At 38.8% G+C, this 26,987-nt stretch carries 27 protein-coding genes and 1 pseudogene; 2 read left to right on the plus strand and 26 right to left on the minus strand.

Annotated elements, in window-relative coordinates; genetic code table 11:
- Positions 1-6: 6 nt before the first annotated feature.
- The 17 genes and pseudogenes from JNUCC25_RS13525 to JNUCC25_RS13605 form a co-directional block, all read right to left on the minus strand.
- Positions 7-501: a hypothetical protein gene (locus JNUCC25_RS13525; RefSeq protein ID WP_029322197.1), complete on the minus strand. Its 495-nt coding sequence runs from the start codon at positions 499-501 to the stop codon at positions 7-9.
- Positions 502-554: 53 nt separating this feature from the next.
- Complete coding sequence (locus tag JNUCC25_RS13530; protein WP_029322198.1) at positions 555-1,085, minus strand: ankyrin repeat domain-containing protein; 531 nt, start codon at positions 1,083-1,085, stop codon at positions 555-557.
- Between the two features lie 107 nt (positions 1,086-1,192).
- A complete protein-coding gene (locus JNUCC25_RS13535; RefSeq protein ID WP_029322200.1) occupies positions 1,193-1,678 on the minus strand; it encodes an immunity protein YezG family protein in 486 nt (161 codons plus the stop codon).
- Between the two features lie 128 nt (positions 1,679-1,806).
- Entirely contained in the window at positions 1,807-1,938 is a 132-nt protein-coding gene (locus tag JNUCC25_RS13540; RefSeq protein WP_255260857.1) for a hypothetical protein, read from the minus strand.
- Positions 1,939-2,199: 261 nt separating this feature from the next.
- Complete coding sequence (locus JNUCC25_RS13545; protein WP_029322202.1) at positions 2,200-2,709, minus strand: ankyrin repeat domain-containing protein; 510 nt, start codon at positions 2,707-2,709, stop codon at positions 2,200-2,202.
- 16 nt (positions 2,710-2,725) lie between these two features.
- The gene (locus tag JNUCC25_RS13550) at positions 2,726-3,541 is read right to left on the minus strand and encodes an AHH domain-containing protein (RefSeq protein WP_253880837.1); all 816 of its coding nucleotides are present in this window, start codon (positions 3,539-3,541) and stop codon (positions 2,726-2,728) included.
- Positions 3,524-3,862 (minus strand): annotated as a pseudogene (locus tag JNUCC25_RS13555) (T7SS effector LXG polymorphic toxin); the annotation flags it as partial. The pseudogene JNUCC25_RS13555 and the gene JNUCC25_RS13550, both read right to left, overlap by 18 nt.
- 173 nt (positions 3,863-4,035) lie before the next feature.
- Positions 4,036-4,722 (minus strand): endonuclease V, encoded by a 687-nt coding sequence (locus JNUCC25_RS13560; protein WP_029322206.1) that lies wholly within the window; start codon positions 4,720-4,722, stop codon positions 4,036-4,038.
- Between the two features lies 1 nt (position 4,723).
- Positions 4,724-5,188 carry a toxin-antitoxin system YwqK family antitoxin gene (locus JNUCC25_RS13565; RefSeq protein ID WP_016766119.1) on the minus strand — a complete coding sequence of 155 codons (465 nt, stop codon included), beginning with the start codon at positions 5,186-5,188 and terminating at the stop codon, positions 4,724-4,726.
- Positions 5,185-7,257: a T7SS effector LXG polymorphic toxin gene (locus tag JNUCC25_RS13570; RefSeq protein ID WP_078081895.1), complete on the minus strand. Its 2,073-nt coding sequence runs from the start codon at positions 7,255-7,257 to the stop codon at positions 5,185-5,187. The genes JNUCC25_RS13565 and JNUCC25_RS13570 overlap by 4 nt, the downstream gene beginning before the upstream one ends.
- 18 nt (positions 7,258-7,275) lie before the next feature.
- Positions 7,276-7,533 carry a YwqI/YxiC family protein gene (locus tag JNUCC25_RS13575; protein ID WP_013083474.1) on the minus strand — a complete coding sequence of 86 codons (258 nt, stop codon included), beginning with the start codon at positions 7,531-7,533 and terminating at the stop codon, positions 7,276-7,278.
- Positions 7,530-7,961, minus strand: coding sequence for a YwqH-like family protein (locus JNUCC25_RS13580; RefSeq protein WP_078081896.1), 432 nt, complete (start codon positions 7,959-7,961; stop codon positions 7,530-7,532). The genes JNUCC25_RS13575 and JNUCC25_RS13580 overlap by 4 nt, the downstream gene beginning before the upstream one ends.
- Positions 7,962-8,297: 336 nt before the next feature.
- The gene (locus tag JNUCC25_RS13585) at positions 8,298-9,692 is read right to left on the minus strand and encodes an MATE family efflux transporter (protein ID WP_078081897.1); all 1,395 of its coding nucleotides are present in this window, start codon (positions 9,690-9,692) and stop codon (positions 8,298-8,300) included.
- Positions 9,693-9,846: 154 nt separating this feature from the next.
- Entirely contained in the window at positions 9,847-10,479 is a 633-nt protein-coding gene (locus JNUCC25_RS13590; RefSeq protein ID WP_013057385.1) for an HlyD family secretion protein, read from the minus strand.
- A gap of 29 nt (positions 10,480-10,508) precedes the next feature.
- Positions 10,509-12,164: an MFS transporter gene (locus tag JNUCC25_RS13595; RefSeq protein WP_064471755.1), complete on the minus strand. Its 1,656-nt coding sequence runs from the start codon at positions 12,162-12,164 to the stop codon at positions 10,509-10,511.
- 193 nt (positions 12,165-12,357) lie between these two features.
- A complete protein-coding gene (locus JNUCC25_RS13600; protein ID WP_013057387.1) occupies positions 12,358-12,795 on the minus strand; it encodes a MarR family winged helix-turn-helix transcriptional regulator in 438 nt (145 codons plus the stop codon).
- 117 nt (positions 12,796-12,912) lie between these two features.
- Positions 12,913-13,674: an exodeoxyribonuclease III gene (locus tag JNUCC25_RS13605; RefSeq protein ID WP_029322218.1), complete on the minus strand. Its 762-nt coding sequence runs from the start codon at positions 13,672-13,674 to the stop codon at positions 12,913-12,915.
- Positions 13,675-13,843: 169 nt separating this feature from the next.
- Here JNUCC25_RS13605 and JNUCC25_RS13610 point away from each other — a divergent pair, with 169 nt between their 5' ends.
- Together JNUCC25_RS13610 and JNUCC25_RS13615 are read left to right on the plus strand one after the other, a co-directional pair.
- On the plus strand, positions 13,844-14,002 hold the full coding sequence (locus JNUCC25_RS13610) for a hypothetical protein (RefSeq protein ID WP_171843219.1): 159 nt from the start codon (positions 13,844-13,846) through the stop codon (positions 14,000-14,002).
- A gap of 86 nt (positions 14,003-14,088) precedes the next feature.
- Positions 14,089-15,348, plus strand: coding sequence for an erythromycin esterase family protein (locus JNUCC25_RS13615; RefSeq protein ID WP_029322220.1), 1,260 nt, complete (start codon positions 14,089-14,091; stop codon positions 15,346-15,348).
- 36 nt (positions 15,349-15,384) lie between these two features.
- Here JNUCC25_RS13615 and JNUCC25_RS13620 read toward each other — a convergent pair whose 3' ends face one another.
- The 9 genes from JNUCC25_RS13620 to JNUCC25_RS13660 all read right to left on the minus strand — a co-directional run bounded on the left by JNUCC25_RS13620 (position 15,385) and on the right by JNUCC25_RS13660 (position 26,514).
- Positions 15,385-15,858: a heme-degrading domain-containing protein gene (locus JNUCC25_RS13620; protein ID WP_029322221.1), complete on the minus strand. Its 474-nt coding sequence runs from the start codon at positions 15,856-15,858 to the stop codon at positions 15,385-15,387.
- Positions 15,859-15,871: 13 nt separating this feature from the next.
- Positions 15,872-16,906, minus strand: coding sequence for an oxidoreductase (locus JNUCC25_RS13625; protein WP_064471756.1), 1,035 nt, complete (start codon positions 16,904-16,906; stop codon positions 15,872-15,874).
- Positions 16,903-17,673, minus strand: coding sequence for a DeoR/GlpR family DNA-binding transcription regulator (locus JNUCC25_RS13630; RefSeq protein ID WP_029322226.1), 771 nt, complete (start codon positions 17,671-17,673; stop codon positions 16,903-16,905). Before JNUCC25_RS13630 ends, JNUCC25_RS13625 begins: the two co-directional genes overlap by 4 nt.
- A 279-nt stretch (positions 17,674-17,952) precedes the next feature.
- A complete protein-coding gene (locus JNUCC25_RS13635) occupies positions 17,953-19,044 on the minus strand; it encodes a toxic anion resistance protein (protein WP_029322228.1) in 1,092 nt (363 codons plus the stop codon).
- A gap of 18 nt (positions 19,045-19,062) precedes the next feature.
- Positions 19,063-20,679, minus strand: coding sequence for a YceG family protein (locus JNUCC25_RS13640; RefSeq protein WP_029322230.1), 1,617 nt, complete (start codon positions 20,677-20,679; stop codon positions 19,063-19,065).
- A 94-nt stretch (positions 20,680-20,773) separates the two neighbouring features.
- Positions 20,774-21,352 (minus strand): TerD family protein, encoded by a 579-nt coding sequence (locus tag JNUCC25_RS13645; RefSeq protein WP_013057395.1) that lies wholly within the window; start codon positions 21,350-21,352, stop codon positions 20,774-20,776.
- Positions 21,353-21,387: 35 nt separating this feature from the next.
- Positions 21,388-21,966, minus strand: coding sequence for a TerD family protein (locus JNUCC25_RS13650; RefSeq protein WP_013057396.1), 579 nt, complete (start codon positions 21,964-21,966; stop codon positions 21,388-21,390).
- Between the two features lie 24 nt (positions 21,967-21,990).
- A complete protein-coding gene (locus JNUCC25_RS13655) occupies positions 21,991-22,587 on the minus strand; it encodes a TerD family protein (RefSeq protein ID WP_013057397.1) in 597 nt (198 codons plus the stop codon).
- A gap of 288 nt (positions 22,588-22,875) precedes the next feature.
- Complete coding sequence (locus JNUCC25_RS13660) at positions 22,876-26,514, minus strand: multifunctional 2',3'-cyclic-nucleotide 2'-phosphodiesterase/3'-nucleotidase/5'-nucleotidase (protein ID WP_029322232.1); 3,639 nt, start codon at positions 26,512-26,514, stop codon at positions 22,876-22,878.
- Positions 26,515-26,987 lie beyond the last annotated feature (473 nt).

Below are 26,987 nucleotides of genomic sequence, written 5' to 3' on the forward strand. Positions count from 1 at the left end.
TTGCTTTCACAGCTCAAATAAATTTTCCCCGTCCTTATTTACCCAATACTTTTCTATTTTTGGAATCAAACCTGTAAAGTCTTTATACGTTCCTTTCCAATCGCTTGGAACATATTCTTCAAATGAAGCCGGCTCAGGAAACAGTGAGTAAAACGTCTTTTGATCAAAATCCACCAAAAACGAAGGGCTAAAATCTAATACGTCTTCTTCATCTACGCTTTCTATTTTATCTTCAAACAGCTTTAAAAGAGTAGTTGTGTCTGCTTGATACGACTCTATACGTTTTAAAAAAAGCTCAGCATTTTCATTGCTGAGAACTTCGATCCCTTTTCGTTCAGGTTCGATGTATTCATTAACCGCTGAATCACCTTCATTTTCAAAAGCTTGTGCAAACTTTACATAATCTAAATACCATAGCTCTCGATCGGTTACATACCATTGAAACTGCTTTTTATGTACCACTCCGACAATTACGTTTTCAGCATATATAGGTTCTAGCATGAGATGAACCTCCTTGTTTTTATTAGCTTTGTGACCTGTTATATACGATTTTATTAGTCTTCAAGCACTCTCTTTTGTACTTTTTCATTCAGCTTTCGCTTTAAATATTCAGCAATTTCTATTTGTCCTCTTTCAATCGCAAATTCATAGGCATCCATATCTTTCATCGTATCCCCCGTATACTTTACAGTAATATCAATACCACTCTGAACAAGGTATTTTACAATATCAAGATGACCACCATAAATCGCTGAAAATAAAGGATTTCTACTTGAATCGCTTACATCTAATATTGCACCTCTATCGTATAAGTACTGAACTATGTTAAATTCACCTACACTCGCTGCATGTGCAATTGGCGCTGACTTTGGTACACCTTCATTTATGTTAATATCCATCCCGTATTCAACTAGGAACTTTACCATGTCAAGACTACCAGCTCTAGCAGCCACATGTAGCCACGTTCCAAAAGGAGTTATAAACTCAAGCAACCTTTTATCTGCAATCAGAATCTCTTTTGCTTGTTCTGTATCACCGTTCTTAATAAAATCATAGGTTTTTACTGCTTTTTCCTTATTATCCATAGAAACCTCCTAAGATATTTTTGTTCATACGGCTTCTTCATCAGTTCACAGCATCAGGAAAATTACCATTAGTTCCCTGAAACCCCTTCCATAATTCATCTAATAATTTAAATAGGATTATGTGGATACTCTTTTAAATATTGTTCTATTAAATTTTTGGTTTTTTCATCTATTGGTACTTCATTTAAATATTTGTACTTCCAAATCTTTTTCTGTGCTACAAATCCATAATCTGTATTAAACCAATCTGTATAATCGAATGATACAGAGAACTTCCCTGTTTGGTCTAACATTAGCGTAAAAGAATACCATAGTTCTTGGTTATTTTCTTTTAAAATTTCTCTAAGCTGTTCACTCAGATCAAAAAGCTTATCTTCTTCATTGTTAAATTCTAGTTCCGATATGTTAAAGTGTTTCAGTATATCTAGACTATATTTGTAGCTATGATCTCTAATGTATTTATAAAAAAAGTAAGTTCGCCCTCCAGATTCATCAATCTGTGCATAAAAGTAAAATTTCTCCCATTCTTCTGGAATCATATTATTAACTGTTTCTGCTATTTCTTGATACAATTCCTGTAACTGGCTTTCCATTTGCATAAATTTTATCCTCCTGCCTGGTTTTTAACTGTTACTCTCTCTAATTCTTCAGCTTCAATTTGATATGCTATTCTAAATTTAAGTAGGGCGTATTAAATCCCCTTGATAAGAGGGAAATATTTTTACCGATACTTTTTAGGAGGGTCTTCCTTTAAAGCATTTGCCCAATCTTTCTCCATACTAAACCAGACACCACCAGAATGATTGTTAGCTATTTTACCTACACTAAGTTGTTCCCCAACAATCACGTCCATTCATGTATTTTCCTAAGCCATTTGAGACAACAAAACCATAGAGGACTTTTTTGATTTCAATAGATTGAGTTAATTTGTTCCACAACCTCACACTCATAAAAAACGCAAGCACCATCCGTATCTTTTCACACAGATACTTGAACTTTTATCATCCATAATTTTTAACAAAGCAAAAGATCTTGAAAGGAATATTACCCATCAAGATCTTTTATCATTTCATTTTTTGCATTAATACTTATAACTGTAAAGCTAATTTCAAGTTTATTCTTTTTCATTCATCTTTTGCTTTAAATATTCAGCAATCTCGGTCTGTCCAAACTCCCTAGCATATTCATAGGCATTCATATTTTTGATATTTTCTCCCGTGTATTTAATTGAAATATCTATTCCTTTTTCAACTAAATATTTAACTACTTCTTTATGTCCTCCATAAATTGCTCCAAAAAGTGGATTTCTCTTCGCTAGACTCACATCTAATTCTGCCCCAGATTCTATTAAATATCTTACTATAGCTAAATTACCAGATCCAGCTGCTAAATTTAACGCAGAAGCATCAAATGTTCCACCTTTAGCATTAACGTCAATTCCTTTTTCAACTAAATACTCTACTATTTGAAAGTGCCCTTTTTTAGCAGCTACATGTAACCAAGTACCAAATGCAGTCATAGTGTTTAAAGTCTCTATATCATCACCTATTAGTTTTTTCACTAAATTTATATCGCCAGCTTTAATGGCATTTCTTATCGATTTATTAATACTTTTTTGATCCAAAATACATCCTCCTTCACTATCTTCTACTCGCTAAGTTACCTAACTCTTCAAGAGCGTCAACAATATCATCCAAGTCTCCACCTTCTGATTCAACAGCTTTTAATCTATGAACAACAATTTCTAAGGCGTCAATACTATGTTGTCCTACCACAGCATTCGGTGCCCAGACAAGGTTTTCTTGCCCAATTATCGGATCAATTCCATATTTTCTTAATATTTCTTGCCCTTCTTGCACCAACTCTTTCTGCTTTTGACCAAGACCTTTCTTAAATAAAATATGATGAGCATGTGGATTTATCATAGCCTCAGGTGGGCCACCTATTAATCCCGTGAGATATTTTCCAAAATCAATTTTTAAGAGTACTTCATTATATTCTTTTGTAATGCCTAGTTCAGACATTTTCCCACTAATTTCTGAAAGTTCCTCTACACTAAACCTATTATTTTGAATAGCATTTTTAAGCTGATTCATTTTGTCCTTATTGACTCTACCTGATGTAGTTATATCATTAAGATATTCGCTCACTGGCTTATCTTTAACAGAAATCTTACCAATCATCTGCATCGTCTGCTGCTTCACATTCTGCAAGGTCTCTCTCACCGTCTGCTGGGCAAGTGCTGGACCAGCCGGCACAAGTTCTGGCCCCAGTCTTGGCATGCTGCTGTCTAGGATGTTGTTATACGTTTTATGTAGCGACTGTGTCCAAGAGGCCGGTGCGTTTTTGACGCTTTGGTAGGCTTGTTTTGTGACGTTGGCAACGGCGCTTGTGCGAAGCGTGTTGCGCATGTTGTTGAGCTTTTCGGTTCCTTTGGTCGCAAGGCTTTGTCCCATTTTCCCCGCTACCTTCGTAGAAAGCGCCCCAGCTCCAGCAATTCCTAATGCTTGCAGAAGACTAGCTTTACGCTGCTCTTCACTGATTTTATTCCCGAACATGTCGCGTCCGGTCATGTATTCTCCTAGCCCGTTTGCAGCCACAAGATCGTAGAGGCCTTTTTCGGTTTGCTCCAGGACTTTGAAGGATTTGGCGGATTTGTAGGCGTCTAAGGTGTGATCCGCTGCGCTTAGGCCTTTAGCCGTTTTGTAGATTGCTTTTCCGCCTTTTGCGGCTCTTCCTACCCAGCCGACGACCGGAATGAAGCCGGCTGCTGCAACACGCTATGATATAGAGAGTTTCGACCCAATAATAAGCACTTAAAACAAAAACTTTACACATTGCCGACCTTGAATTATATATAACAGACAAATACATAGATTTATTGCACATTAAAATTATTTAGATATAAAAAAGATGCTCACCTAACATGCTAAGCATCTTTTTTTATTTATTATTGAGACAATTGTTTTCTCATTTTATGGGTTTCTAGATCTGCTAATCTAACTGGAATTGGTAACCGACTTTCGTCATTTACGCATTTCATCACTATTTCAATACTTGTGTCTAAATCAATCCAATTTCCACAAGAAACAAAAATAGGTTTGACACCTTTTCTTGTTCTTAATGTTCTTCCATACACTTCTTTATCTATTATAATATCTGTATAAGCTCCTTTAATATTTTCCGGCATAGTAAAGTCTACGTTGTTGATCTTCAAATAACTTTTAGCTACTCCAATAGTAGGCTTATCTAAGAAAAATGATGCATGTGTAGCTATTCCCATATGACAATAATGTAAATATCCGTTCCCATCGAACATATACAAATCAGGTATTATTTTCAATTTTTCGGCTGCCTTTAGGATTAAAGGTAACTCTCTAAAAGCTAAAAATCCTGGCATATAAGGGACTGCTACCTTTCCATAACTGTAAACTGTTTCAATTATTTCTTTTGTTTTTAAATCTATTATCACTATAGAACATGTTCCATAAGAAACTTCATTTCTATTCCAATAAGCTATATCTACGCCCCCAACTGTAGATATATTTTCCTTATTAAAATTATTTTCTAAATTGACTCTTCCTAATAATTCACTTTGAATTTCTGAAAATTTCTCCTTCATATTTCCGATATTCATATTAACCTCTTAGTTCGTGATCAGAAAACCTACCCAACCTTTTTAACTCACTATCTGTAGGAGAAAATTTCTGTCTAATTATTTCCCCTTTTTTATCCCATTCAGTACAATATAAACAGATACCAAATTTATGTTCCCCCTCGTATTTTCTTTCCCCGGTGTCATGCCACATTTTCCTTATTCCTCTTGTCTGTCCTTTTATCATATATTCTATGGACTTCAATTGCCCATTTGTATAAAATTCCACATATTCCCCTTCCATAAAACCTTCTTTATAATAACCATAATAAGCCAAATTTCCATTTTCATAAATTTCGTAGGCTATCCCAGTAAAAGGTTTGCCTCCTTCATCTTCTGGATTATCTAAAACTTCAGCACCATAAGAAGTAAACCATAAGCTCTCATCAAAATTTTTCCCGTTTTCCACAATATATTGTTTACTTAAAATCTTATTTTCTTCCTTCAATGTTTTTTCACCTCTGAACTAAATTCAAATCCTTCAGTTATAAAATTGCAATGAGGACAGGTTGGCATCATCATACCTGCCGGCTTCAATTTTTTCCCAGACCTAACAACATGTGTAATAAAATTGTCAGGGTTCGCATTAGGGTTTGCAAGTAGTGCTTGATTCAAAGAATATACTTCCGCATGAGAGCCTGCTCCATAAGTGAAAGTGTAGCCATTTAAAACATCTTCTGGCATATTATTTATTCTATCATCAATGGTTGGATGTAGTATTTCTGGCACATCACCACGGGTATTGTTAATTCCAAAATAATATTTACCAGTCGTCTTATCAAATGTTCCTGCAACTGCTGGTCCCATTTGTTTATTAGTGAGACCTAGCTTATCTAATCTTTCAACTTCTTTGGCTACAGCATCACGCAAATTAATTCTCTGATGTAATTCTTCTGAAGTAAATTTCCCATATTTACTACGCAAATACTCTATTCGATTATTTTTAGCATTAGCTACTGTATGGGAGCCTGTATTAAAGTGCTGTAAGTTGGTACTATCTTCGCCTGATACCGAAAACATCCGCCCAACATCTTTTCCAGTAATCCACTCATCTACCACTGGCATACGCGTTCCAGTGATCGGCTCTTCTACTACTCGGACCTTCTTAGGAGCCAGCTTAATATCTCCGGCTTGACTAATTTTCTTTTTGATATAATTCGAAGAAGAACGATAAGCTTTCTGAGCGCTTTGCAGCGGCGGCATAATACGTTGAGTCGCTTGTTTGCTAAGTACATTCCGCATATCACTAAGTTTCTTCGCTCCGTTTGCCACGGCATTAGCGCCTGCTTTCGCTGTTTTCCCCGCTGCCTTCGTAGAAAGCGCCCCAGCTCCAGCAATTCCTAATGCTTGCAGAAGACTAGCTTTACGCTGCTCTTCACTGATTTTATTCCCGAACATGTCGCGTCCGGTCATGTATTCTCCTAGCCCGTTTGCAGCCACAAGACCGTAGAGACCTTTTTCGGTTTGCTCCAGGACTTTGAAGGATTTGGCGGATTTGTAGGCGTCTAAGGCGTGATCGGCTGCGCTTAGGCCTTTAGCTGTTTTGTAGATTGCTTTTCCGCCTTTTGCGGCTCTTCCTACCCAGCCGACAACCGGAATGAAGCCGGCTGCTGCCATGGCTCCCGCTGCGACGCGCTGTGAGGTGGAAAGTTTTTCACCCGTAACAGGGTCCACGCCTTCTGCTGCTCGTTTATAATCATAATATCCGCTGACCTCTCCTGTAAAGGTAGAAACCGCGTCCCACGTTTTTTCATACCACGGCTTGTTTGCTTCTTCTTCTTGCTTTTTTTCCAGCTCGTATACTTCTTCTTGCTGCTTGTTGTAGTCAACATATGAAGTTGCATAGTCGTTTAGCTTTGTTTGAACTTTATACAGCTCGCTGTCGTGATAGGCTTTTTCGTCAAAGGCAAGCTGATAGACACTTCCTCCTTGACTCGTAGCAAGCTCTAAGCCGCTTACTAGCATATCCACTACCGCATAGAAGTCGTCCATTTCGCTGTATTCTTTTGACCATTCAGCGTCTAGCTGGTTCACTGCTTCAATTGTATCGGTGCGTTTTTTCTCTGCTTCTTCTATTTTATCGTTAAACTCACTCGTTGAAAACGCTGAAATAGAGACGATATCATCGATGCCGTTTAAAATACTCTGCAGATCTTCGTGCTGCTGCGCAACCATTTGTTTAGCATTGCTGTTGGCGTTTTTTAGCTCCGTTTCTAAAAATGATTCATTTACAATCGTGCTTCCTGATAGCTTTGCTTTTTCAGCTTTAACGTGAAGCGTTGAAAAATAGCTTTGCTGCATTTTAATTAAGTTTTCCCACTGTCCGGCCGTATCGGCGTGCTGCTTATAAAAAGATTTTATATTGTCAGCGCCTTTTCCTTCTAAGCTGCCTTCTAAGTCCGCTACGCCCTGCAGCGCTTTTTTCAGTTCACCCAGCTGGCTGAGTAACTCATTGTAGGCTTTTTCCCTGTCTTTTGCTACATCAAACAGCGCTTTTGCATCGTATACCTTTCCCACAGTCATCCCCCTTTGCTGCTACGAATGGATAATAGATTCGTCTTGTTCTTTTAGTAAGTCTACATTAGATTTTGTATCTTTTACGTTTTTGTTTAGTGCTTTTATATAAGTAGAAATAAGCGTTTGAATTTCTTCTTCGCGCGCTTCCCATTTCTCTGTAGTATCAAGGCTGTTTTTTCCAAGGTCAGGCATTTTGCTAATGGATAAATTTCCAATCGCTGTGCTGACTGCTTCAAGCTTTTTGATAACGTCAGCGTGATCAAGCTTAATTGTCATGAAAACAGCCCCCTTCTAATTTCACTAATCTTGTTTTCTACTGCGTCATAGGCTTCTTCACCTTTAGCTAATAAAGAATCCGCTTCTCCAATAACGGCGTTCAAGCCACTCAAAGCTCCTTTTTCAGCTTCTAGCGCCCATATCTTTGTTTCAATTTCACGAATGTATCCATCGTAATCACCGTCTAAAATGCCTTTTATGTTGTCGTAGGCTGCCGTACGTTTTTCGTCAAAATCATCCGATAACGTACCCGTCCATTTGTCTCCCAGCTCAGGCTTTTTGATGTGTTCAATTTCTTGTAATGAAACAGCTTGTTCATGCTCAATTTTACTTTTAGCTGTTCTTAGCTTAGAGATCTTTCCTTCTACATCTGAGACTCTTCCAGATACTTCACCCAGCAGTCCGTCTAATACGCTTCCTAACCCCATATCGTTCCTCCTGTTCCGCACAATTCGAGTTTAATCCAATAATTATAAGTATAAAATTTGTCTCATTATAGCTAAATAGGAAAAAACTCTCTTTTTTATGCTTCTAGTTTCATGAATTGAGATAAAAATGGAAAATCAGAGAAAAAAGACTCATGTCTAAATACGTCATCCAACCATATACCGTTATCTAAAATAAAGAATAAGTAGAATAAAACCATTCCTTTGTACCCATACCCGTTTTCTGCCATAAATTAAAGCTTTTTGCGTAAAAAGACCAATTTCACTTCGCTTTTTTACATAGCAAAAAACCTCTGCACATTCTGCAGAGGTTTTGTTTTATACTTGAACCGGCGTTGGTTCTTCAGCTGCTGGTTCATGCTGTACAAGTCCGTAGTTTTCCCACGCCCGGCTTTTCCAGCGGAAAAACATAATAACTGCGCGCGTCCATTCGTCGGCTGCAATGGCAAGCCAAATGCCAGCAAGCCCCATGTCTAAATGGAAAACGAAGAAATAACCGAGCGGCAAGCTCATCATGACCATCGACATGGCACCAATTAACACCGGATATTTGGCATCTCCCGCTGCCCGCAGCGAGTTAATCAGCACAATGTTCATCGTTCTTCCCGTTTCAAGCAGAATACTCAGAAGCAGCACCGTCGCCCCAAGCTCAATGATATGCGGATTGTCTGTAAACACGCTGATCAGCTGTGTTCTGAATGTCATCACAAGAACAACCATCATCATCGTTACGGCACTGGCCCATTTGACGCTTTTCCATACGCGATGGTACGCCTCATCCTTTTCGTTTCCGCCTACTAAACGGCCGACAATAATCGCTGTACCCATTCCAATCGCAATGGCAAACAAGTAAATGAACATCGAAATGTTCATCGCGTACTGTCTCGCAGCGAGTGATTCTGCTCCTAAGTAGGTTGCATAGTATAAAAAGACAATTTGACAGCCTTGATACATAACCTGTTCAAAAGCCGACGGAATACCGATTTTTAAAATTTTACCGATATATTCTTTTGAAAGCGTAATGTAGTACTGAAATTTCACTCTATATTCCATCACTTGATACAGCAGCCAAAAGAACACAATCAGCGCAACGAATCGGCTGAACGCAGATGAAATCGCTGCTCCTTGCACGCCCATTTCCGGAAAGCCGAACTTCCCGAAAATTAAAGCATAGTTTCCTGCAATATGAAAAATGTTCATTCCAAGTGAAACAAACATCGCCTGCTTCGTAAAGCCGTGTACGCGAATAATCGCTGCAAGCGAGTTAATAATCGCTTGAAGAAAAATAGCTCCTCCGACGATGGATAAATAGCTTTGTGCATACATTAGCACGTCACCTTGTAAGTTCATAGCTTCCATCATATGTCTTGAAAACAAAAGAAAACCCGCGCTAATGACTAGCCCGACTCCTAAATTTAACGTAACGGCCAAAGCAGAAATCTTTGACGCTTCCATATACCGTTTTGATCCTAAATACTGAGAGACAACAATTGCCGCCCCGTTGCCAATGACCTCTAACACCAAAATCGCAATGTGAAGGTATTGATTGGCTGCTCCGACTCCTGATACGGCATCGTCCGACAGCGCACTTAGCATAAAGGTATCAGCAATCCCCATTAACATAAAAAGAAACACTTCTAAAAAGATCGGCCACGTTAAGAAAAACAAATTCAGCTTTTCTTTTGGCCCTTTTTTTGTTTCGACCGCGGTCATCCCATCACCTTCTTTACCGATATCCAATTTCAAACAAGAAGTATCTTACCACACATTTCCTTTGTATACATCCCCTTTTTAGCACATTTTTTATTTTATTTGTTTAGGCATAAAAAAAGCCGCTCCCTTGAAGGAAGCAGCTTTTTTTCCGTTGTTAAATTGAAATTTTCACTTCCGCATTCATACCTGGAAGAACTTTATCTGATGCATCATCAATTGAAATTTTCACCGGTACTTTTTGCGTTACTTTTGTGTAGTTTCCTGTATTTTGAGCAGGAAGCATAGAAGACACTGAGTTTGTTGCGCGGCCGATTGCTTCAACATGACCTTTAAAGACTTTACCTGAATCTCCGTCCACTGTAATGTCGACGCTGTCTCCTTCTTCAATATCACCTAGGTCTGTTTCTTTAATGTTTGCATTGATATAGATTTTAGATAAATCAGCTGTTTGTGCTAATACATCGCCAGCTTTTACTAATTGATTTTGAGACGCGTTGTTTTTAATGATTGTTCCGTCGATCATAGACGTTACGTCTGTTGATTTGTCGCCTTCTTTTAAGCTTCCAACAGAGTCACCTTGAGAAACGCTGTCTCCTTCTTTTACATTCCATTCGCTTAACTGACCGTTAGCTGAAGCCATAACTTGTGAAAGCGGTGCTTCTACCTGCGCTTCATCGGTTTTAACATAATTTGCTTTTTCGTAGAAATAATATCCACCAAAACCTACTAGTAATAAAATCACAATGATTCCAACAATGTTAGTAACCAATAAACGACTTTTACTCATCGGAATTCCTTCTTTCTATAGTTAGTATATTATACAGATGTTTCTTCTGTTTGAGGCGCCGGCAGCATTTTTCTTTCTTCTTGCGGCTCAGCTTTTTCTTGCACCTCTTCTTTTTGAACAAGAATTCTATTTTGACCGCTCCACGCTTTACTTAGTGAAGCAATGAGCATGATTACGCCTAAAATACCAAGCATGAAAAATAAGTTGTGATACGCATGTAAAATCGACGCTTTTTTAGCGCTTGCTACAACAGCTGTCACAGCCGATGTTTTTGCGTCCGCTTGACTCATTCCCATACCCATATAACGTTTAATCATTTCAGACAGCTGCAGCTTCACCTGAGGATCTACTGAGCTAATTTGTCCTCGGAAATCTTCATAATAAATCGCGTTTTGTCGAACAACAAACCATCCTATTACAGGTGCTATAATGGCTCCTAGTAAATTTCGAATGGAGTGCAGTGAAATCGAACGCATCGAAGCTTGATGTAAATCTCCGGCTAATGCCGCTCCTAGCGCACCAGATACCAGTGCCATACTAACACCCATACCAAAGAGCATAATGTGAACATATAAACTTACTAGTGATGTATCGGCTGATACGTTCACCCAGCTAAATCCTACAATGACAATGAGAAGTGATCCAATCGCTCCAAGGTAACCTGGACCAAACTTGTCATACAAGAATGTCGTGGCAAATGCTGAAATCAGTACCCCAACAAAAAAGTATAAATAAAAATAAGAAAGCGTGGTGTACGATGCATTTTGCACATTTTGCATGACGCCATTAATACCTGCGATTGCTAGAATATATGCCATATGACCGCCAATTGCCATAATTGTACCTGCAACTGGTTTTACGGCTAGCAGCGATTTTAATGGTACTAACGGATTTTCAGCCGCTAAATCAACTAAAACAAAAATGACAACTAACCCTGCTGCAGCCAATAAGAATGGCCACACTTGAATAGAAGCGAATCCTTCATATCTTAGTTCATACAGTGGATATACTAGTAAAATCATAATAAGACTAAGGATAAAGATACTTTTCTTATCTACTGGACGCTCTTCTTGCTGAGTTGGATCATGAGCAGGCAATACCTTATACCCAATAAACAGACAGACAAGAGAAGCTATTATTCCTAAAACAAAAACCCAGCGCCAATTATCCATGCTAAGAGATACAGCACCTAAAAAGGCTCCAATCGCCGTTGAACCGAACAGTCCGCCGATCGCTAACACTAAAAAGAAGTTTCGGATTTTATTCGGAAACGAGATCAGCGCAGCTGGAATAATGGTTAAAAACAGCATTCCTGAGCTTAAGCCTTGAATCAGACGACCAAGGGATAAAAACGCCACATTTTCAGAAAAAACGTTGATAATCGAACCTGCTAAAAAGACTAAAACGAACGTTAAGTATGCTTTACGCACGCCATATTTTTTCGTCAGCATCGGACCAATAGGTACTCCAAGTCCAAATGCCAAGTTAGAAATAATAGATGGCAATAGTAAGCTTTGTGTACTCGCATCAAATCGATTTTGAATCAATACTTGATTGACCGTGTAAGATAAATTCAAAAAATACTGAGGGCCAATTGAAAATAGCGTTAAAATCGCCATAATTAAGTATTTAGGTACGCTTAAACCTTGTTTGTCGGAGGCTACTGCTGGATTATTCTGACTCATATTTATTCCTCCTTTTATTAAATTCTTTTCATATGACTAACAATTCCTTACATATTTTATTGTACAAGTTGTATTATGCAAGTTATAGCAGCACTACATATTATACATCTTTTAAAGAAGAAATCAACTTCTTTGTTTCAACTTAAAAAGACTATTTTTCAATAGCCTTTTTGTTCATCTATATGTATTCGCTTTAACATCCATTACTGCGCCATTTTTTAAAATCGTGATTCAAGCGGGATAAGCTTTTTTCCAGTGCTAAAATCTCTTCTTCCGACCAATCTTCTAATACTTCAGCATAGGCTTGTTTACGCTTGCTTTGTACATGCTGCAAAATCTCTTTTCCTGAATCCGTCATTTCAATTAAACTAATCCGCCCGTTTTCCGGACTTGGAAAGCGGCGAACAAACTGTTTAGTCTCAAGCGCAGATACTTGCCGGCTAGCTGTAGATAAGCTCAGCTTTAAATTTTCAGCTAATGCATTAATCCCGAGCGGACTGCGCTGATCTAGCTCGCTTAACAGTAAATACTCAGAGCGGTCCAAGCTTCCAAGCTTAGGACTGTGCGTCGTTGTTAGACGAACAAGCAGCGCAATTTCGTGCTCAATGGTTTGCAGCGAGTCTCGCTTCACCTCTGTCTCCCCCTTTATCTCATAGAACATTCTGTACTTTTCGCTATGTTTACTATACCGCAACCGTTCGCGTGAACCAACCTTTTTTCCGTTTTTCTTCTATTATATAGAAAGATATCATAGATGGGGTACATTTAATTCTAGCATCACAGGACAGTGGTCGCTTCCCATTACATGCGGATGAATAGCAGCTCCTTGAATAACGTCTCTAATTCTCTCTGATACGATAAAATAATCAATGCGCCACCCGATATTTCGTTCTCGCACTTTGTTCATATACGACCACCACGTATAGGCTCCTTCTTGATTCGGATACAAATAACGAAATGTATCAAGAAATCCGCTAGCAAGAAGCGTCGTCATTTTCCCTCGCTCTTCTATGGTAAAACCAGAATTGCCTCGGTTTGGCTTTGGATTGCGCAAGTCAATTTCTGCGTGGGCTACATTTAAGTCTCCGCACAAAATCACCGCTTTACGGCTATTTAATTTGTTTAAGTACACGAGCAGATCGTCTTCCCATTGAAGCCTTTCTTCAAGCCTTGCTAAATCTCTTTTAGAATTGGGCGTATACACATTTACTACATAGCATTGTTCAAACTCAAGCGTGATAATACGCCCTTCGTCTTCTGATTCTTTATCCACACCGTATGAAACGGATAAAGGCTTCTGCTTTGTAAAAACAGCCGTTCCGGAATAGCCTTTTTTCACGGCGTAATTCCAGTACTGCTCGTACCCTTCTAGCTGCAAATCAATTTGTCCTTCCTGCAGCTTCGTCTCTTGAATACAAAATACATCTGCATTCACTTCTTGAAAATAATCTAAAAATCCTTTTCGCACACACGCGCGAATGCCATTTACGTTCCACGAAATCAACTTCATAAACTCTTCACGTTCTCCTCACTCGATTTATGTATCAGTGTTTAGTGTAGACAATTTCTTGCATGAGTTCAAATAATTTAAAGGGTACACTTCTTTTTAAGGTATTCCTGATATTTCTTCTTATTTTATTTTCTGTACCTCAAACACTAGATATAAGAGGTGAACAATAATGTCAACAAACAATCGATATGACAACAACAAAGGACTTTCTGTTGTTTCTAAAAAAGAAGAACATCCTGCTAAACAATGTGAAACACAGAATCAAACGGTGCTTACTAAAGAAGATTTTTCTTTAAATGATTCTGCCATTAAGCATTTCAGCAGGTAATCCATAGAAATAAGAACCCTTTAACTGGTAGCAAGACTTGTTGTACGAAGCTCTTGCTATCCATTTCTTAAAAACAAGGTGATCATATGCTAAAAACCAATCAAATGATAGAAGCCATCAAAGAATATTCCATCCCTTTTGTTAATATCGATGACTTACTGCCGCTTATTAACACAGCAAGCCGCGCTCAATACGTACTTCTCGGTGAAGCATCTCACGGCACATCTGAATTTTACGAAATTCGAGCAGCTATTACGAAAGAATTAATTCAGCATCATGATTTTTCTTTTATAGCAGTGGAAGGAGACTGGCCTTCGTGTTTTGAAGTTAATCGCTATATTAAAGGATATACAACTCAGTACGCCGATGCCGAAGATGTCTTAAAATCTTTTAGCCGCTGGCCTTCATGGATGTGGGCCAATCAAGAAATAAAAGAATTGATTGAATGGCTTCGTGATTATAACAACAACTTGCCAGCACATCAGCCAAAAGTAGGTTTTTACGGTTTAGATGTATACAGCCTGTGGGAATCGATGGAAGCTATTATTGAGTACTTAGAAAACAACCACGCTTCTGATGCAAAGAAAGCGAAAAAAGCCTTTGAATGCTTTGAACCTTTTCATCGCGAAGCACAGATGTACGGAATTTCTTCTGCCTTTTACGGAAAAAACTGCATGGTAGAAATCTTAGAGCTTTTACAAACCATTCAGCAAAAGAAAGATACCTATACTCATGAGCCTGAAGCTGCGCTTAGTATGCAGGTAAATGCGCTGGTAGCAAGCAATGCTGAAGCTTATTATCATACGATGATTACCAACGACAATGAATCGTGGAATATTCGGGATCGTCATATGGTAGAAGCTTTAAAATATATTCAATCTTACTACAAAGATAGCGCTAAAGGAATTGTATGGGAGCATAACACTCATATCGGAGATGCAAGAGCAACGGACATGAAAAGCAGCGGCATGGTGAATGTAGGTCAGCTTACCCGTGAAGAATACGGAAAGAAGCATGTTTACGCCGTCGGATTCGGAACTTATCACGGCACGGTCATTGCTTCTGATAGCTGGGGTAATCCTCATCAGGAATTAACCGTTCCTCCAGCTATGGAAGGAAGCTGGGAAGATACCATCCACCGAGCAGGTGCTTTTGATCAATACCTCATGTTTACAGAGGAAAATCGAACATTTTTTCATTCAACGATAGGCCACCGCGCCATTGGTGTTGTATATGACCCAGAGGTTGAACAATACGGAAATTATGTTCCTTCTCGCTTGTCAAAACGATATGATGCTTTTATTTACGTAGAAAAAACACACGCCTTATCGCCACTCATCTTTTAATTAAATAAGCGGACTTCCAACGAAGTCCGCTTATTTTTATTGCAAAAAGCTACGAATCGTATCTGCCACAAGTGCATGATCTTCTTCTTGTGACATGCCTGATACGGTGATGCTTCCAATTACGCCAACGTTTTTAACCGAAATCGGAAATGACCCTCCTACTGCTTCGAATTCCTGAGGATTCGCTGCGTAAAACTGCGCGTAAGAACGATCTTTTAACTCGCAGTACAGCTTCATATAATACGAGCTGTGATGGTGGCGAAGAACGGTGTTTGATTTTCGTTTAATCCATTCTTCATGATCGGGAATAGCCCCTTCCATCGCATGATGAAAGAGAGTTTGACCATTTCGTTTAATACTTACGGTTACTGCCTTACCCTTGCTTTTTGCTTCATTAATAATGGCCGTTCCGAGCTGTAGAGCCTGGTCATTTGTAAATTGATGAAAGATCAGTTCTTTTTCCTGTTGAACTACTTTTTCAAGCAGCGTCTCTGCCGAATGATTACTCACTGTTTCTCGCTCCTTAGTTAAAATAAACCGCTCGTTTTTCTTTGCTGCTTTCAAATACCGCTTCAATAACTTTAACCACGTCACGAGCTTCTTCTGCTGAAACCGGAAGTTCTTCTCCTCGAAGCAGGCTGTCGGCAATTTTTTGATAATACGTCACATAAGAACCGTGCAGCGTTTCAATTTCTGTTGTTTCTCCTTCGCCCGTTGTCAGCTTACCGTAGTGTTCAGGATGATCTGCTCCCCACGTATCATTCACAGGCTTCTTGCCGGCTCTTAGCATATCTTCTTGGCCGTCAATCCCGTATTTGATATAGCTTGCTTCTGTTCCGTGAACTTGAAAGCGCGGCCCGTTGCTTGGCACAATAGCGCTTGAATGCAAAATAACGCGAAGAGAACCGTATCCAAGCACTACGTGGAAGTAATCATCCGTACGTGCATGATCTCGCTGACCAAACACATCAGCTTGAACAAATTCAGGCATTCCAAAAAGATGTAAGGCTTGGTCAATTAAATGAGAGCCTAAATCGTAAAGCGCTCCTGACCCAGGTCCTTCATTTTCTCTCCAGCGGTCTCGAACAGCCGGACGATAGCGGTCAAAATGAGCTTCATACATTTTAACGTCGCCTAATTTCCCTTCTTCAATCAGCTGTTTCACCGTCAAATAATCATTATCCCATCTGCGGTTATGATAGACGCTTAGTTGAACATCTTGTTCTTTTGCTAATTGAATTAATTCATTTGCTTCTTTTTCCGATACAACCATCGGCTTTTCAACAATTACATGCTTGCCTGCGCGAAGTGCGTCTTTCACCATTTCATAGTGCATGCCGCTAGGCGTTGTAATAATAACTAAATCAATGCTGTCATCTTCTAGAAGTTCAGATAAAGTGCTCACTACTTCAACGTCTTCTAAGTCACTCTTCACTTTTTCAGGATTTGAACTCATGACTTTTGAAATATGAAATTCGTCTAACACGCTTAAAAGAGGCGTGTGAAAGACCGTTGCTGAAAATCCGTATCCTACTAATCCTACTTTTATTTTTTTCATCGTTTTTCCTCTCCTTTATCAAAATCTGTGACGATAAGCCGCACTTGATTTTGTTCTATTTTTTCTTTTACATCCGCTTCTGGCTCTTTATTTGTAATCAAGATATCAATGTCGCTCATATCACATACTCGGTGTAAAAATTCACGTTCAAACTTCGTATGATCCGCAAGCATAATCACTTGTCTTGCACATTGAATCATCTGTCTTTTTAAAAACGCTTCTTCTTCACTTGGAGATGTAATACTCTCTGCCCCAACGCCGCATGTCCCTAAAAACAGCTGATCTACTTTGTATTCCTGCAACGTAGAAATCGTTCTTGGCCCGGTGACGTTACGGTTTTTCCCGTTAAACTTGCCCGGCAGCAAAAACGTATCACACGTCGTATATTGATCGAGCAAATCCACATTATCAATGGAATTCGTAATAACAGTTGCATGCTTTACATCCATATACTTCGCCATCAGTGCGATGGTAGAAGACGTATCTAAAAGTACATCATAGCCCGCCGAAATTAACGAAGCTGCTTCTTTAGCGATTTGTTCTTTCGCTTTGGTAGGCGTTCGTTCACTATAATCAACGATGTGACTTGACGATAGCGTCGCCCCGCCTTTGACTCTCATAACCTCACCGTGTTCTTCAAGCTTGACTAAATCACGCCTCGCCGTATCTTTTGAAACGGTAAACATATCGCAAATTTCGTCTAACGTAATCGTACGGTGTGTATGAAGGTATTCAACAATCGCACTCATGCGCTGCTCTTGATACATCCGAATACCCTCCTTTTTCACTTTGATATGAGCTAATTGTAGCGCAAATAAAAACTAAAAGCCAGAAAAAAACTTAAAAACATTAAGTTTTTTACGTTTTTAACTTAAATTATAAAAGTACACAAACGCCTTCTGGAAATAACTATCTTATTTTGGATAATACTTCTTTTATATCTGATACCCTTTCATGCTTTTGACTAATCTCTTCTAAACAATTCAGACTTCTAGCAAATGTATATGAAAAAAAAAGCGAGAATCGTGAAGATTCCCGCTTTGTCGTTACATCTTATGCTCAAGCGCCTTGAAGTTTTCTTGAAATTGCTCCAAGCGAACAAGTCCTTCTTCACGCAGACGCTTGTTTTCTTCTTCGATTGCTTTTGTTTCCTGCATTCCTTTCATAATAATATTCCACGTTTCCTCCATCGTTTCTACTTTTACGCTAGGAGCACCGGACATTTTGGCAATTTTAACGCTTTGCTGTGAAATGTTTTCTGCATTTCGAATGAGCAGTTCATTTGTGCGTTTGTCTAATTCGTTCATTGACTCGGCTACTAAATTTTGGCGTTTTGCTGCAATTGCGTTAATAAGTCCATTTTTAAAAATAGGAATCGTTGTAATAAACGCAGAATTGATTTTTCCGATCAGCTTTGTATTTCCTCGCTGTAGCATACGGATTTGAGGAGCAGATTGATAAGATACTTGTTTTGCCATTTCTAAGTCATATAATCGCTGCTCCATCAGCTCAACTGCGTTTTTTAAGGTTTGAAGCTCCATTGCCGCCAGCTGGTTTCCACTCGACGCTCGTTCTTCAAGCACCTTTAACTCTTGTTTTAATTCTTCTACTTTTACTTCGCCCGCTACAATATATTTTTCAAGCTCCATATAGTACTGATAGTTTTGCTCGTAAAGCTGTTCAAGCGTTGTGGTCGAATGCTTCATTTCCGTTTCATATTTTGTAATCTCTACATATACTTTATCAATTTCAGAGCCCATTGTTTCATATTTTTGAAACAGCTTATCCACTATTTTTTGACCGCGTTTAAAAAGCTTAGAGAAAAACCCTTTATCTTCAACAAAATCCTTTGCGTCAAATTTATCCATAATCTTTCCAAGCTGCTTTAATAATTGGCTTGACTCTTCCATGCTGGACGATTTAATTGTACTAAGCACTTTTCCAGAAAACGAGGAAATTTCATTGGCCGTTTCTTTCCCATATTCAAGCAGAGCCAGCTGATTTTTATAATCAATTTGTTCTGCTAAGCGACGTACTTCTGGTTCTTCTCGCAGTTTTGCTTTTACTTCATTAGGCTTTGTTTCTAAAGCTTCTTCCGCTTGGTTTAGATCTAAAGGCTGTAATTCATTTGTTGCCATTTAAAAACCCTTCTTTCTTTAAAAGATTCGTTTTAACCATTTTTGAATGAGCGACGGCTCTTTGAATTCTTCATTAAAGCTAATATCTTCTAGCCAGTGCATATCGAAATATTTTTCTTCGACGAACGCTTCTATATCCAGTTGACCCGTCGGATTAAAAAGAACAATATCAACGCCGAATTCATTTAATAGAAGCAGTAAAGCTGCATCTTCACGCGTAAACGTTTCATGTTCATTTCCGTGATAAATAATGAGCCGGGGGACGTGCTGCGTATAATCAAATTTTTGAAGCATGCGAAGCACGTTGTTTGGAAGCTTCAAAGACTGATTAAACAAGTACATTTGATGCTGATACTCATCTTCATGATCTAACCGAAGGAGCTTTGAATGTGCACAATACCTGGAAATAGCTGCAGCGAGCCCTTTCTGAAGCCCGATAGGCAGCTCTTTATAGCGCCACCAGTTGCTTTCAATCATTTTATCTGGACTGAGCGTACCATCACTTCCGAGAGCTCCTTGATAGTGAAAGTGATTATTCCCCTCTATCTTTTTGGCAAAAGGAACAGAATCAATCGTCAGAGCTAACTCATTTTCCGTTTGCATGAGCTCATGCACTTTACTCCAGTACTCTTTTCGATTTCTAGAAATGCCAAGTACTTTTGAGAACAAGACCGGCACGTGTACATATGGCTTTGACACTCCAAAATTAGGACGAATAAACGCCCGTTCTCTCATTAATAAAAAAACCTCATCATACGTCGTTTTAAGAGTAACTGAAGTTGGAAAATACGAACGAAATTGCCACGGTTTATACAGCATGGACTCCTCTGAATGAAGCACTTGCTCAATTTCTTGAGACGCTCTAAATGCTACCGTACCTTTTCGAACCGGTTTATCCATTGGAAAAGGAAAAAGCGAGCTAGTAGAAGGAAACGTATAAACCGTTGTTAAATGTTGATTCTTATCTACTTCTTTTAAATTATCCTTTCCCTCTGGATGAAAGGTGAGGACGTCAAAACCTAGTAAAATCAAATAATGAAGAAAATACTGCTCGCTTTTATTCGCATCTCCGTACCACATGATGCGAGGCGCGTGCTCGGGAAAGGCTTTATCCAGCATCCAAGATTTCACATGATTCCACTGCCACTTTATTAAATCGATTAATACGCGTTGAAACTGTGCATCCATAAAGCCCTCTGCGTGCTGTTCTTTAAAACACGTTAACGTTTCAATAAATTTTTCACGTACTCTTCTATGTATAGCGGGATTTTCTGACTTCACGATCAGCTTTTTTCCTTCTAAAAAAGCAAACAGTCGATTGACAGAAAGACCGCGTTCTTCTTGATTAATTTTAAGAATCGTTTGGACTTCTTTTAATCTATCATTTGAAATGGACTTATCAAGCTTATCGTGCAGGACAAGGATCGATGATGATGAATGCGCAAGTTCATAAAGAAAAGCTGCGTACTCGTCCGCATCAAGATGAGTGCCTAAATACCTTCCCGCCACTTGTTTATAGGAAGTTTGCTGCTCATTTTGTATAAAGTCACCTCGCAGAGAAACATCTTTAGAAAAAAGAGAAGTTCCATTTTGCTCGTTAAGATTAATGATATGAGGATCAATTAGTTTATTCACGCCTTACAGCTCCTTTCTTTTCAGACATATACATGCTAAAAAGAAAGGGTACTCGTTAAAGCACCCTTTCTTTTTCATTTATCCCATGCCTTTTTTATACGGATAATCCGTAGTTGCGGCAAAGGTCGGCCAAGCCACCGGAAAATCCGCTGCCAATAGCATTAAACTTCCAATCGTTTCCGTGCTTGTATAGCTCGCATACAACGACAGCTGTTTCAATCGAAAAATCTTCGCCTAAGTCATATCGAAGCACTTCTTCATTTGTTTCAGCGTCAATCAAACGAACAAACGCGTTGGATACTTGTCCAAAGTTTTGTCCTCGAGCATCCGCGTCATGAATCGTGACGCTAATTCCGATTTTTTCAACATGGTCAGGAAGAAGAGAAAAATCAACGGCGATTTGCTCATCGTCTCCATCTCCTGCACCTGTACGGTTGTCGCCGGTATGCTCCACAGCTCCATTTGGACTTTTTAAATTGTTGTAAAAAACAAACTCCTCGTCATTTACAACTTGGCTTGATTTATTGGCTAAAAATGCACATGCATCTAAATCGAAATCTTGAGATCCAGCATATTTATTTGTATCCCACCCAAGACCTACTATTACTTTTGTTAATCCTGGGTTCGTTTTGGTTAGGTCAATGCGCTGACCTTTTGATAAAGAAATTGACATAAAAACATCCTCCGTACATTTTCTTACTTTAATGATTAGGCATTTAAACCGAAGTCGTTTACAAGTGCCGCTAAGCCGCCTTGATAGCCGCTGCCAATAGCATTAAACTTCCATTCTCCACCGTGTCGGTACAGCTCGCCTACCACGACTGCTGTTTCAATAGAGAAGTCTTCACCTAAATCATAACGAATTAACTCTTCGTCATTTGTTGCATTTAAAATACGAACATAGGCGTTGCTTACTTGACCGAAGTTTTGACCGCGTGCTTCCGCTTCATGAATCGTAATGGTAAACGCGATACGTTCAATAGATTGAGGCACATTTTTCAAATCTACTTGAACCTGCTCATCGTCTCCTTCACCTACGCCTGTACGGTTATCTCCGGTATGCTCAACCGCTCCGTTTGCACCCGTCGTATTATTGTAAAAAATAAAATCAGATTCTGAAGCACATTTTCCTGCGCCGTTTAATAAAAAAACAGATGAATCTAGATCAAAATCGTTTCCACCGTCATACTTATTTACGTCCCATCCAAGACCTACCACGACGTTTGTTAATCCTGGATTCGTTTTTGTTAAATCTACTTTTTGTCCTTTTGAAAGATTAATAGCCATTTCGTTTCCCTCTTTTCAAGTTGTTTATTTTGTATATTTATTTGCAATTTCACCTAATCCAGTATCTCTCGTTGCATCTCCAGTTGCGGAAAACTTCCATTCTTTCCCGTCTCGGTAAATTTCACCTGCAAACAAAGCGGTTGCTCCTGAATGGTCTTCAGATAAATTAAAGTAGACAAGTTCTTCGTTTTTAGCGCTGTCTACAACGCGAATAAACGCATTTTTAATCATACCGAAATCTTGGTTTCGCTCAACACACTGATAGATGTTGACCACAAACACAAGTTTATGTACGTTTCCAGGAACTTTTTTTAAATCAACAAAAATTTGTTCATCGTCTCCTTCACCTGCTCCGGTAAGGTTATCGCCTGAATGCTTAACGCTCCCGCAGTTACTGTGACGATTTCCAAAATACACAACGGCTGAGTTACTTACAAGCTTATCGTTTGAATTTAGCATAAGAACAGATGCATCACAGTCGATACTTGGTCCGTTTCCTCCGAAACCAAAAAAGCTGCGTTTTTTTACAGGATCCCATCCTAATCCAACTGTAATAGAAGATAGGCCTTCTCTTCCTTTTGTTAAATCAATTTTTTGACCTTTTTGTAGATTAATAGCCACTTTTATTTACTCCTTTACTGTAACGAACATATTCTATTTCAGGTTCTATATAGCTCTATATCATAGCGCAAATAAATGAAAAAATAGTGAAATCTTTTATACCACTTTTAACGTTTACGTAAATCTTCTTTCCATGGAAAGAATACCACAATCTGGTGATTGTTTCAAAAATTAAGCGGTCTGTTGTGACATAAATTAGTTGATTTAAAGTTTAAAAGGTAAGTCAGCCTACTAAAAAAAGACTGTCTCTAAACCGGAAATCCGGGTTATGAGACAGTCTTTTTTGGCTTATTGAGCTATTTTGAAAGTGGGCTCTTGCTGTTCAGCTGTTTTAGCAGCTGCCACGTTTTGAATACGTCCTTCTGCTTTGTATTCAAACGGGCTATTAAGTGTTTTAATATAGTTTACCGTTGCTTGTAAATCTTCTGGTCCCACTTCCATATCTGAAGAAAGTGCGCCAATACCGTATTTTTCATTTCCATACATATAGTTATTGACTACTACTGTATATTCTTTTTCTTTGTCAATTTTACTTCCATCTGGAAGCGTGATATCGACTACTTTATTGGTGCTTCCATCCCACGTATAGTTAAAGCCTGCAATATGGAAATCTAAGCCGGATGATGTAATTTGATTGTTTAACACCGTTTCTAAATCTGCTCCGCTTAGCTTTACTTTATTTAAGACGTTGCCAAACGGCTGAATCGCAAATAAATCACCGTATGTGACGTCACCAGAATCAAGCTGTGAACGAACGCCTCCGCCATTCATTAACGCAAAGTCAGCTTTCATTTCTGCTTTCATACCGTCAGCAATTAAGTTTCCAAGCGCGATATCGCCCGTTGCTCCGCTAGATGGATAACCTTTTGCTAGAGCAGTAGATGAATTTCCAACAACTTCTGCTTTAATAGGTGCTGCTAAGTCTTCATACTTTTTCATAATGCTTGAAACTTCAGGATCTGGCGTATAGTCTTTTTGATAAACGGTCACAATTTTTGCATCTTTTTTCACGATTTCACCCGTATTATCGATTTCAACGTCTACGTCAGAAAACGCTGAACCGTATGAATAAGCTTGAACGATTAGTTTGTTATCTACTACTTTGTTGTTGTATACGTGATTGTGAGCTGAAAAGATAACGTCAACTTCATCATCAATTTTCTTAGCGATATCGGCTGCATCAAATTCGGTAGACGTTCCATTTTGATTAGATGGATTATGAGCAAGTACTACAATTGCTTTAATACCCTTCTTTTTCAACTCTGCCGTATATTTATCAATTGCTTCTGCTTCATCCGTAATTTTTAAGTTTTCATTTCCTTTACGAACAATCATGCTTGGCGTTTCTTGTGTTACAACGCCGATGAATCCAATTTTCTTGCCGCCTACTTCTTTTATCGCGTAAGGTTCTGTAATTAATTTATTCGTTGAAGTATCATAAGCATTTGCCGCTATAACCGGGAAATTCATGCCGTCGTATCCTTTTGTTCCTTTTGGATGGTCTCCCCCTTCAATCATACGGTGAAGCTCAGCAATGCCTTCATCGAACTCATGATTTCCAAGCGTGCCTACATCAAATCCAAGTGATTCCATCACTTCAACCGTTGGCTCATCTTGAAACAGCGCTGAAACTAACGGGCTTCCGCCAATCATATCTCCAGCATGAACTAAAAGCGTATTCGGATTTTCAGCTTCTTGTTTACGAATAGCTGCTGCTGTATACTTCATATTTCCAGCTAACAGCGATTGGCCATTTGACGTAATTTTTGTATCTGTATCGAGCTGACCGTGCAGGTCGTTCATGCCTAAAAGCTGTACCTTTGTATTATCTTTGGATTCACCGTTTAGGTTGATTTTGTAAATGCCAAATCCTTTGTCATCCGTTTTATTTGTATACGTAATGTTGCTTCCTTCAGTTAAATAGCTTTCTCCGCGCGGTGAGCTTGTGAACGTCACGTTAGCCGTTCCGTTAATTGGTGCAATGGACCAGTTATCGTCAGCTGTAGGCGTAATTTCTTTTTGCTCGGTGATGTAGTCCATTAGAATTTGACGGTTTTCATCCGCTGAATCCACCACAAGCTCGCTTCCTTTTAGACCAGGGAAGTTTCCGCCTCCGCCAGCTCGGTAGTTATTTGTCACAACGATAAACTCTTGATTCGAGTCAACTGGTTTACCGTTATACGTTAAGTTAACAACTCGGCTTGAATCCGCATGAATCACGTTTCCATTCACATCGTATTTTGCTGGTTTAGTGACGTCAATTTGATATTGAACGCCGTCAATGACGTCGAAGTTATAAACAGGGAAACTTGGATTTAATAATTCCTGCTCTTCCGTTTTATTCGGTGTAATTTGATTAAACTTACCGGCAGACATATCAATCCAGTCTTTTATAACGGAACCTTTTACTTTGACCGCTTTTAACGTGTTGTCATATAGATACAGGTCACCTGCGCTTCGAATCGTTAAGTCACCTTTTTTAATTTCCGTATATTCATCTACGCCGTTTCTTCCTGCTTTAAAAGGTGCTCCGACTGATAAAATCGGAAGGTCTTTATATTCCGGCTTGTTTTGAGAAACGTATTTTTCCACGTAGTCTTTTTGTGCATTTGTTACAACTTGAATAGATGGATCATCTTTCACAAGAGAAAAATAGCTGTGAATATCATCCGTCGTTTTACCGATTGGTGTGTTCACGTATTTAACCGTTGCATCGTGATCTTTTTGAACCGCTTTAACAACACCCTTATCCGGTTCTACCGTACTTTGCGTAACCGTTTTCCCTGACGCATCTTTTACGTCTTTATACGTTTCACGCGTGGACGATTGAGAGTTTACTACTTTCCATTTTCCTTTTTCTTCTTTTAACGTTAAGTCAATTAAGCCAAGTGATCCTCCGCCGTAACCTGCTTGGACAGCCGGAACGCCGTTGATTGTTCCTTTTGCATTATCGACGCCAGGAAGAGGCTTTTTATCTGCTCCGAGGAACAAACCGTCTAGCGCAGCTTCCGTTTTAGCAGGGAAGACTTTATGCGTGTGTGAAAACGTAATAGCATCAATGCCTTTTACTTCACTTAATGAGTAAATCACATCTTCCGTGTTTTGCTTATTGCTGCTAAACCCAGAGTGAGCCATCGCGACAACTACGTCCGCACCTTTTTTCTTCATTTCTGGAATGTACTTGTTGGCTGTTTCTACAATACCTTTTGTAATGACTTTTCCGTCAAGGTTTGCTTTGTCCCAATCGTTAATTTGAGGCGGCACAAAACCAATGAAACCGACTTTAATCGTTCGTTTTTTACCGTTTTCATCAACGACTTTTTTATTCATAATTTTATAAGGCGTAAATTTATTTTTGTCATTTTTCGGGTTGCTGTCATGATCGTCAACATAGACATTGGCATTTATGTAAGGGAAGTTCGCATCGTTGTACGCTTCTTTTAGAAAGTCTAATCCGTAGTTGAACTCATGATTTCCAAGCGTTGCAATATCATAATCTAGCTGATTCATCGCTTTAAATACAGGATGAACTTCGCCTTTTTTCAGCGGGTCAATCTTAGCTTTATACGTGCCTAGGGGCGTTCCTTGAATGAGGTCTCCGTTATCTACTAATAAGCTGTTTTTTACTTCTTTTCGAGCATTTTTGATTAAGGTAGCGGTTTTAACTAAACCCACTTTCTCGTAAGAGGCATCTTTGAAATAATCATAGTTTAATAGATTCGTATGAACATCGGTTGTTTCCATCAGGCGTATGTTCACAAGCGCATCTTTTTTATTATGGCCTTGATGCTTGCTTTGCTGTGAGCTTTGTCCAGGATGACGTTCTTCCGCTCCTGCCTGTGTAGTTAAAAGAGGCATAGATAATAGAGAAAGTGCCAGTGATGTGGATAGGATTTTTTTCGTTTTACTACTTTTGTTCTTTTTCATCTACCATTCACCTTTCAAGTAAGTTATCATCGCTATAAATCTAGCAACTGTTCAAAAATAGTATAGCAGAAAAGATTTATAAAGGATGTAAATTTTTTGATTTTTTAGTAAACCATTTGTATGCGTTTTATTAACTTTTTGTAAACCGAAAAAATTTTTTTAGTTTCTCTCTTTAAAACCAAAGACTATAGTTTTTATTAATTGGATGAACCCTCCTTTTTAAATGAGTCTTATTACCTAATACATCAACGTTCCCACGCCCTCTTTTAATTTTAAAAAAAATTTATTTCAAGCGGTGTGTATATATGTACTATACATAGGATATGAAAAGCAGACATTAAGTTTGTCACAGCTTCTAACAAAATTTCGTAGATGTAAAAAAGAAAGAGAAGGTTTTTGCCTTCTAATAAATAGATATATTTATATAATTTTACATTTATAACAAGAAAACGATGTTGAGTCATAAGACATAA

It is taken from the genome of Priestia sp. JNUCC 25 (assembly GCF_053667915.1).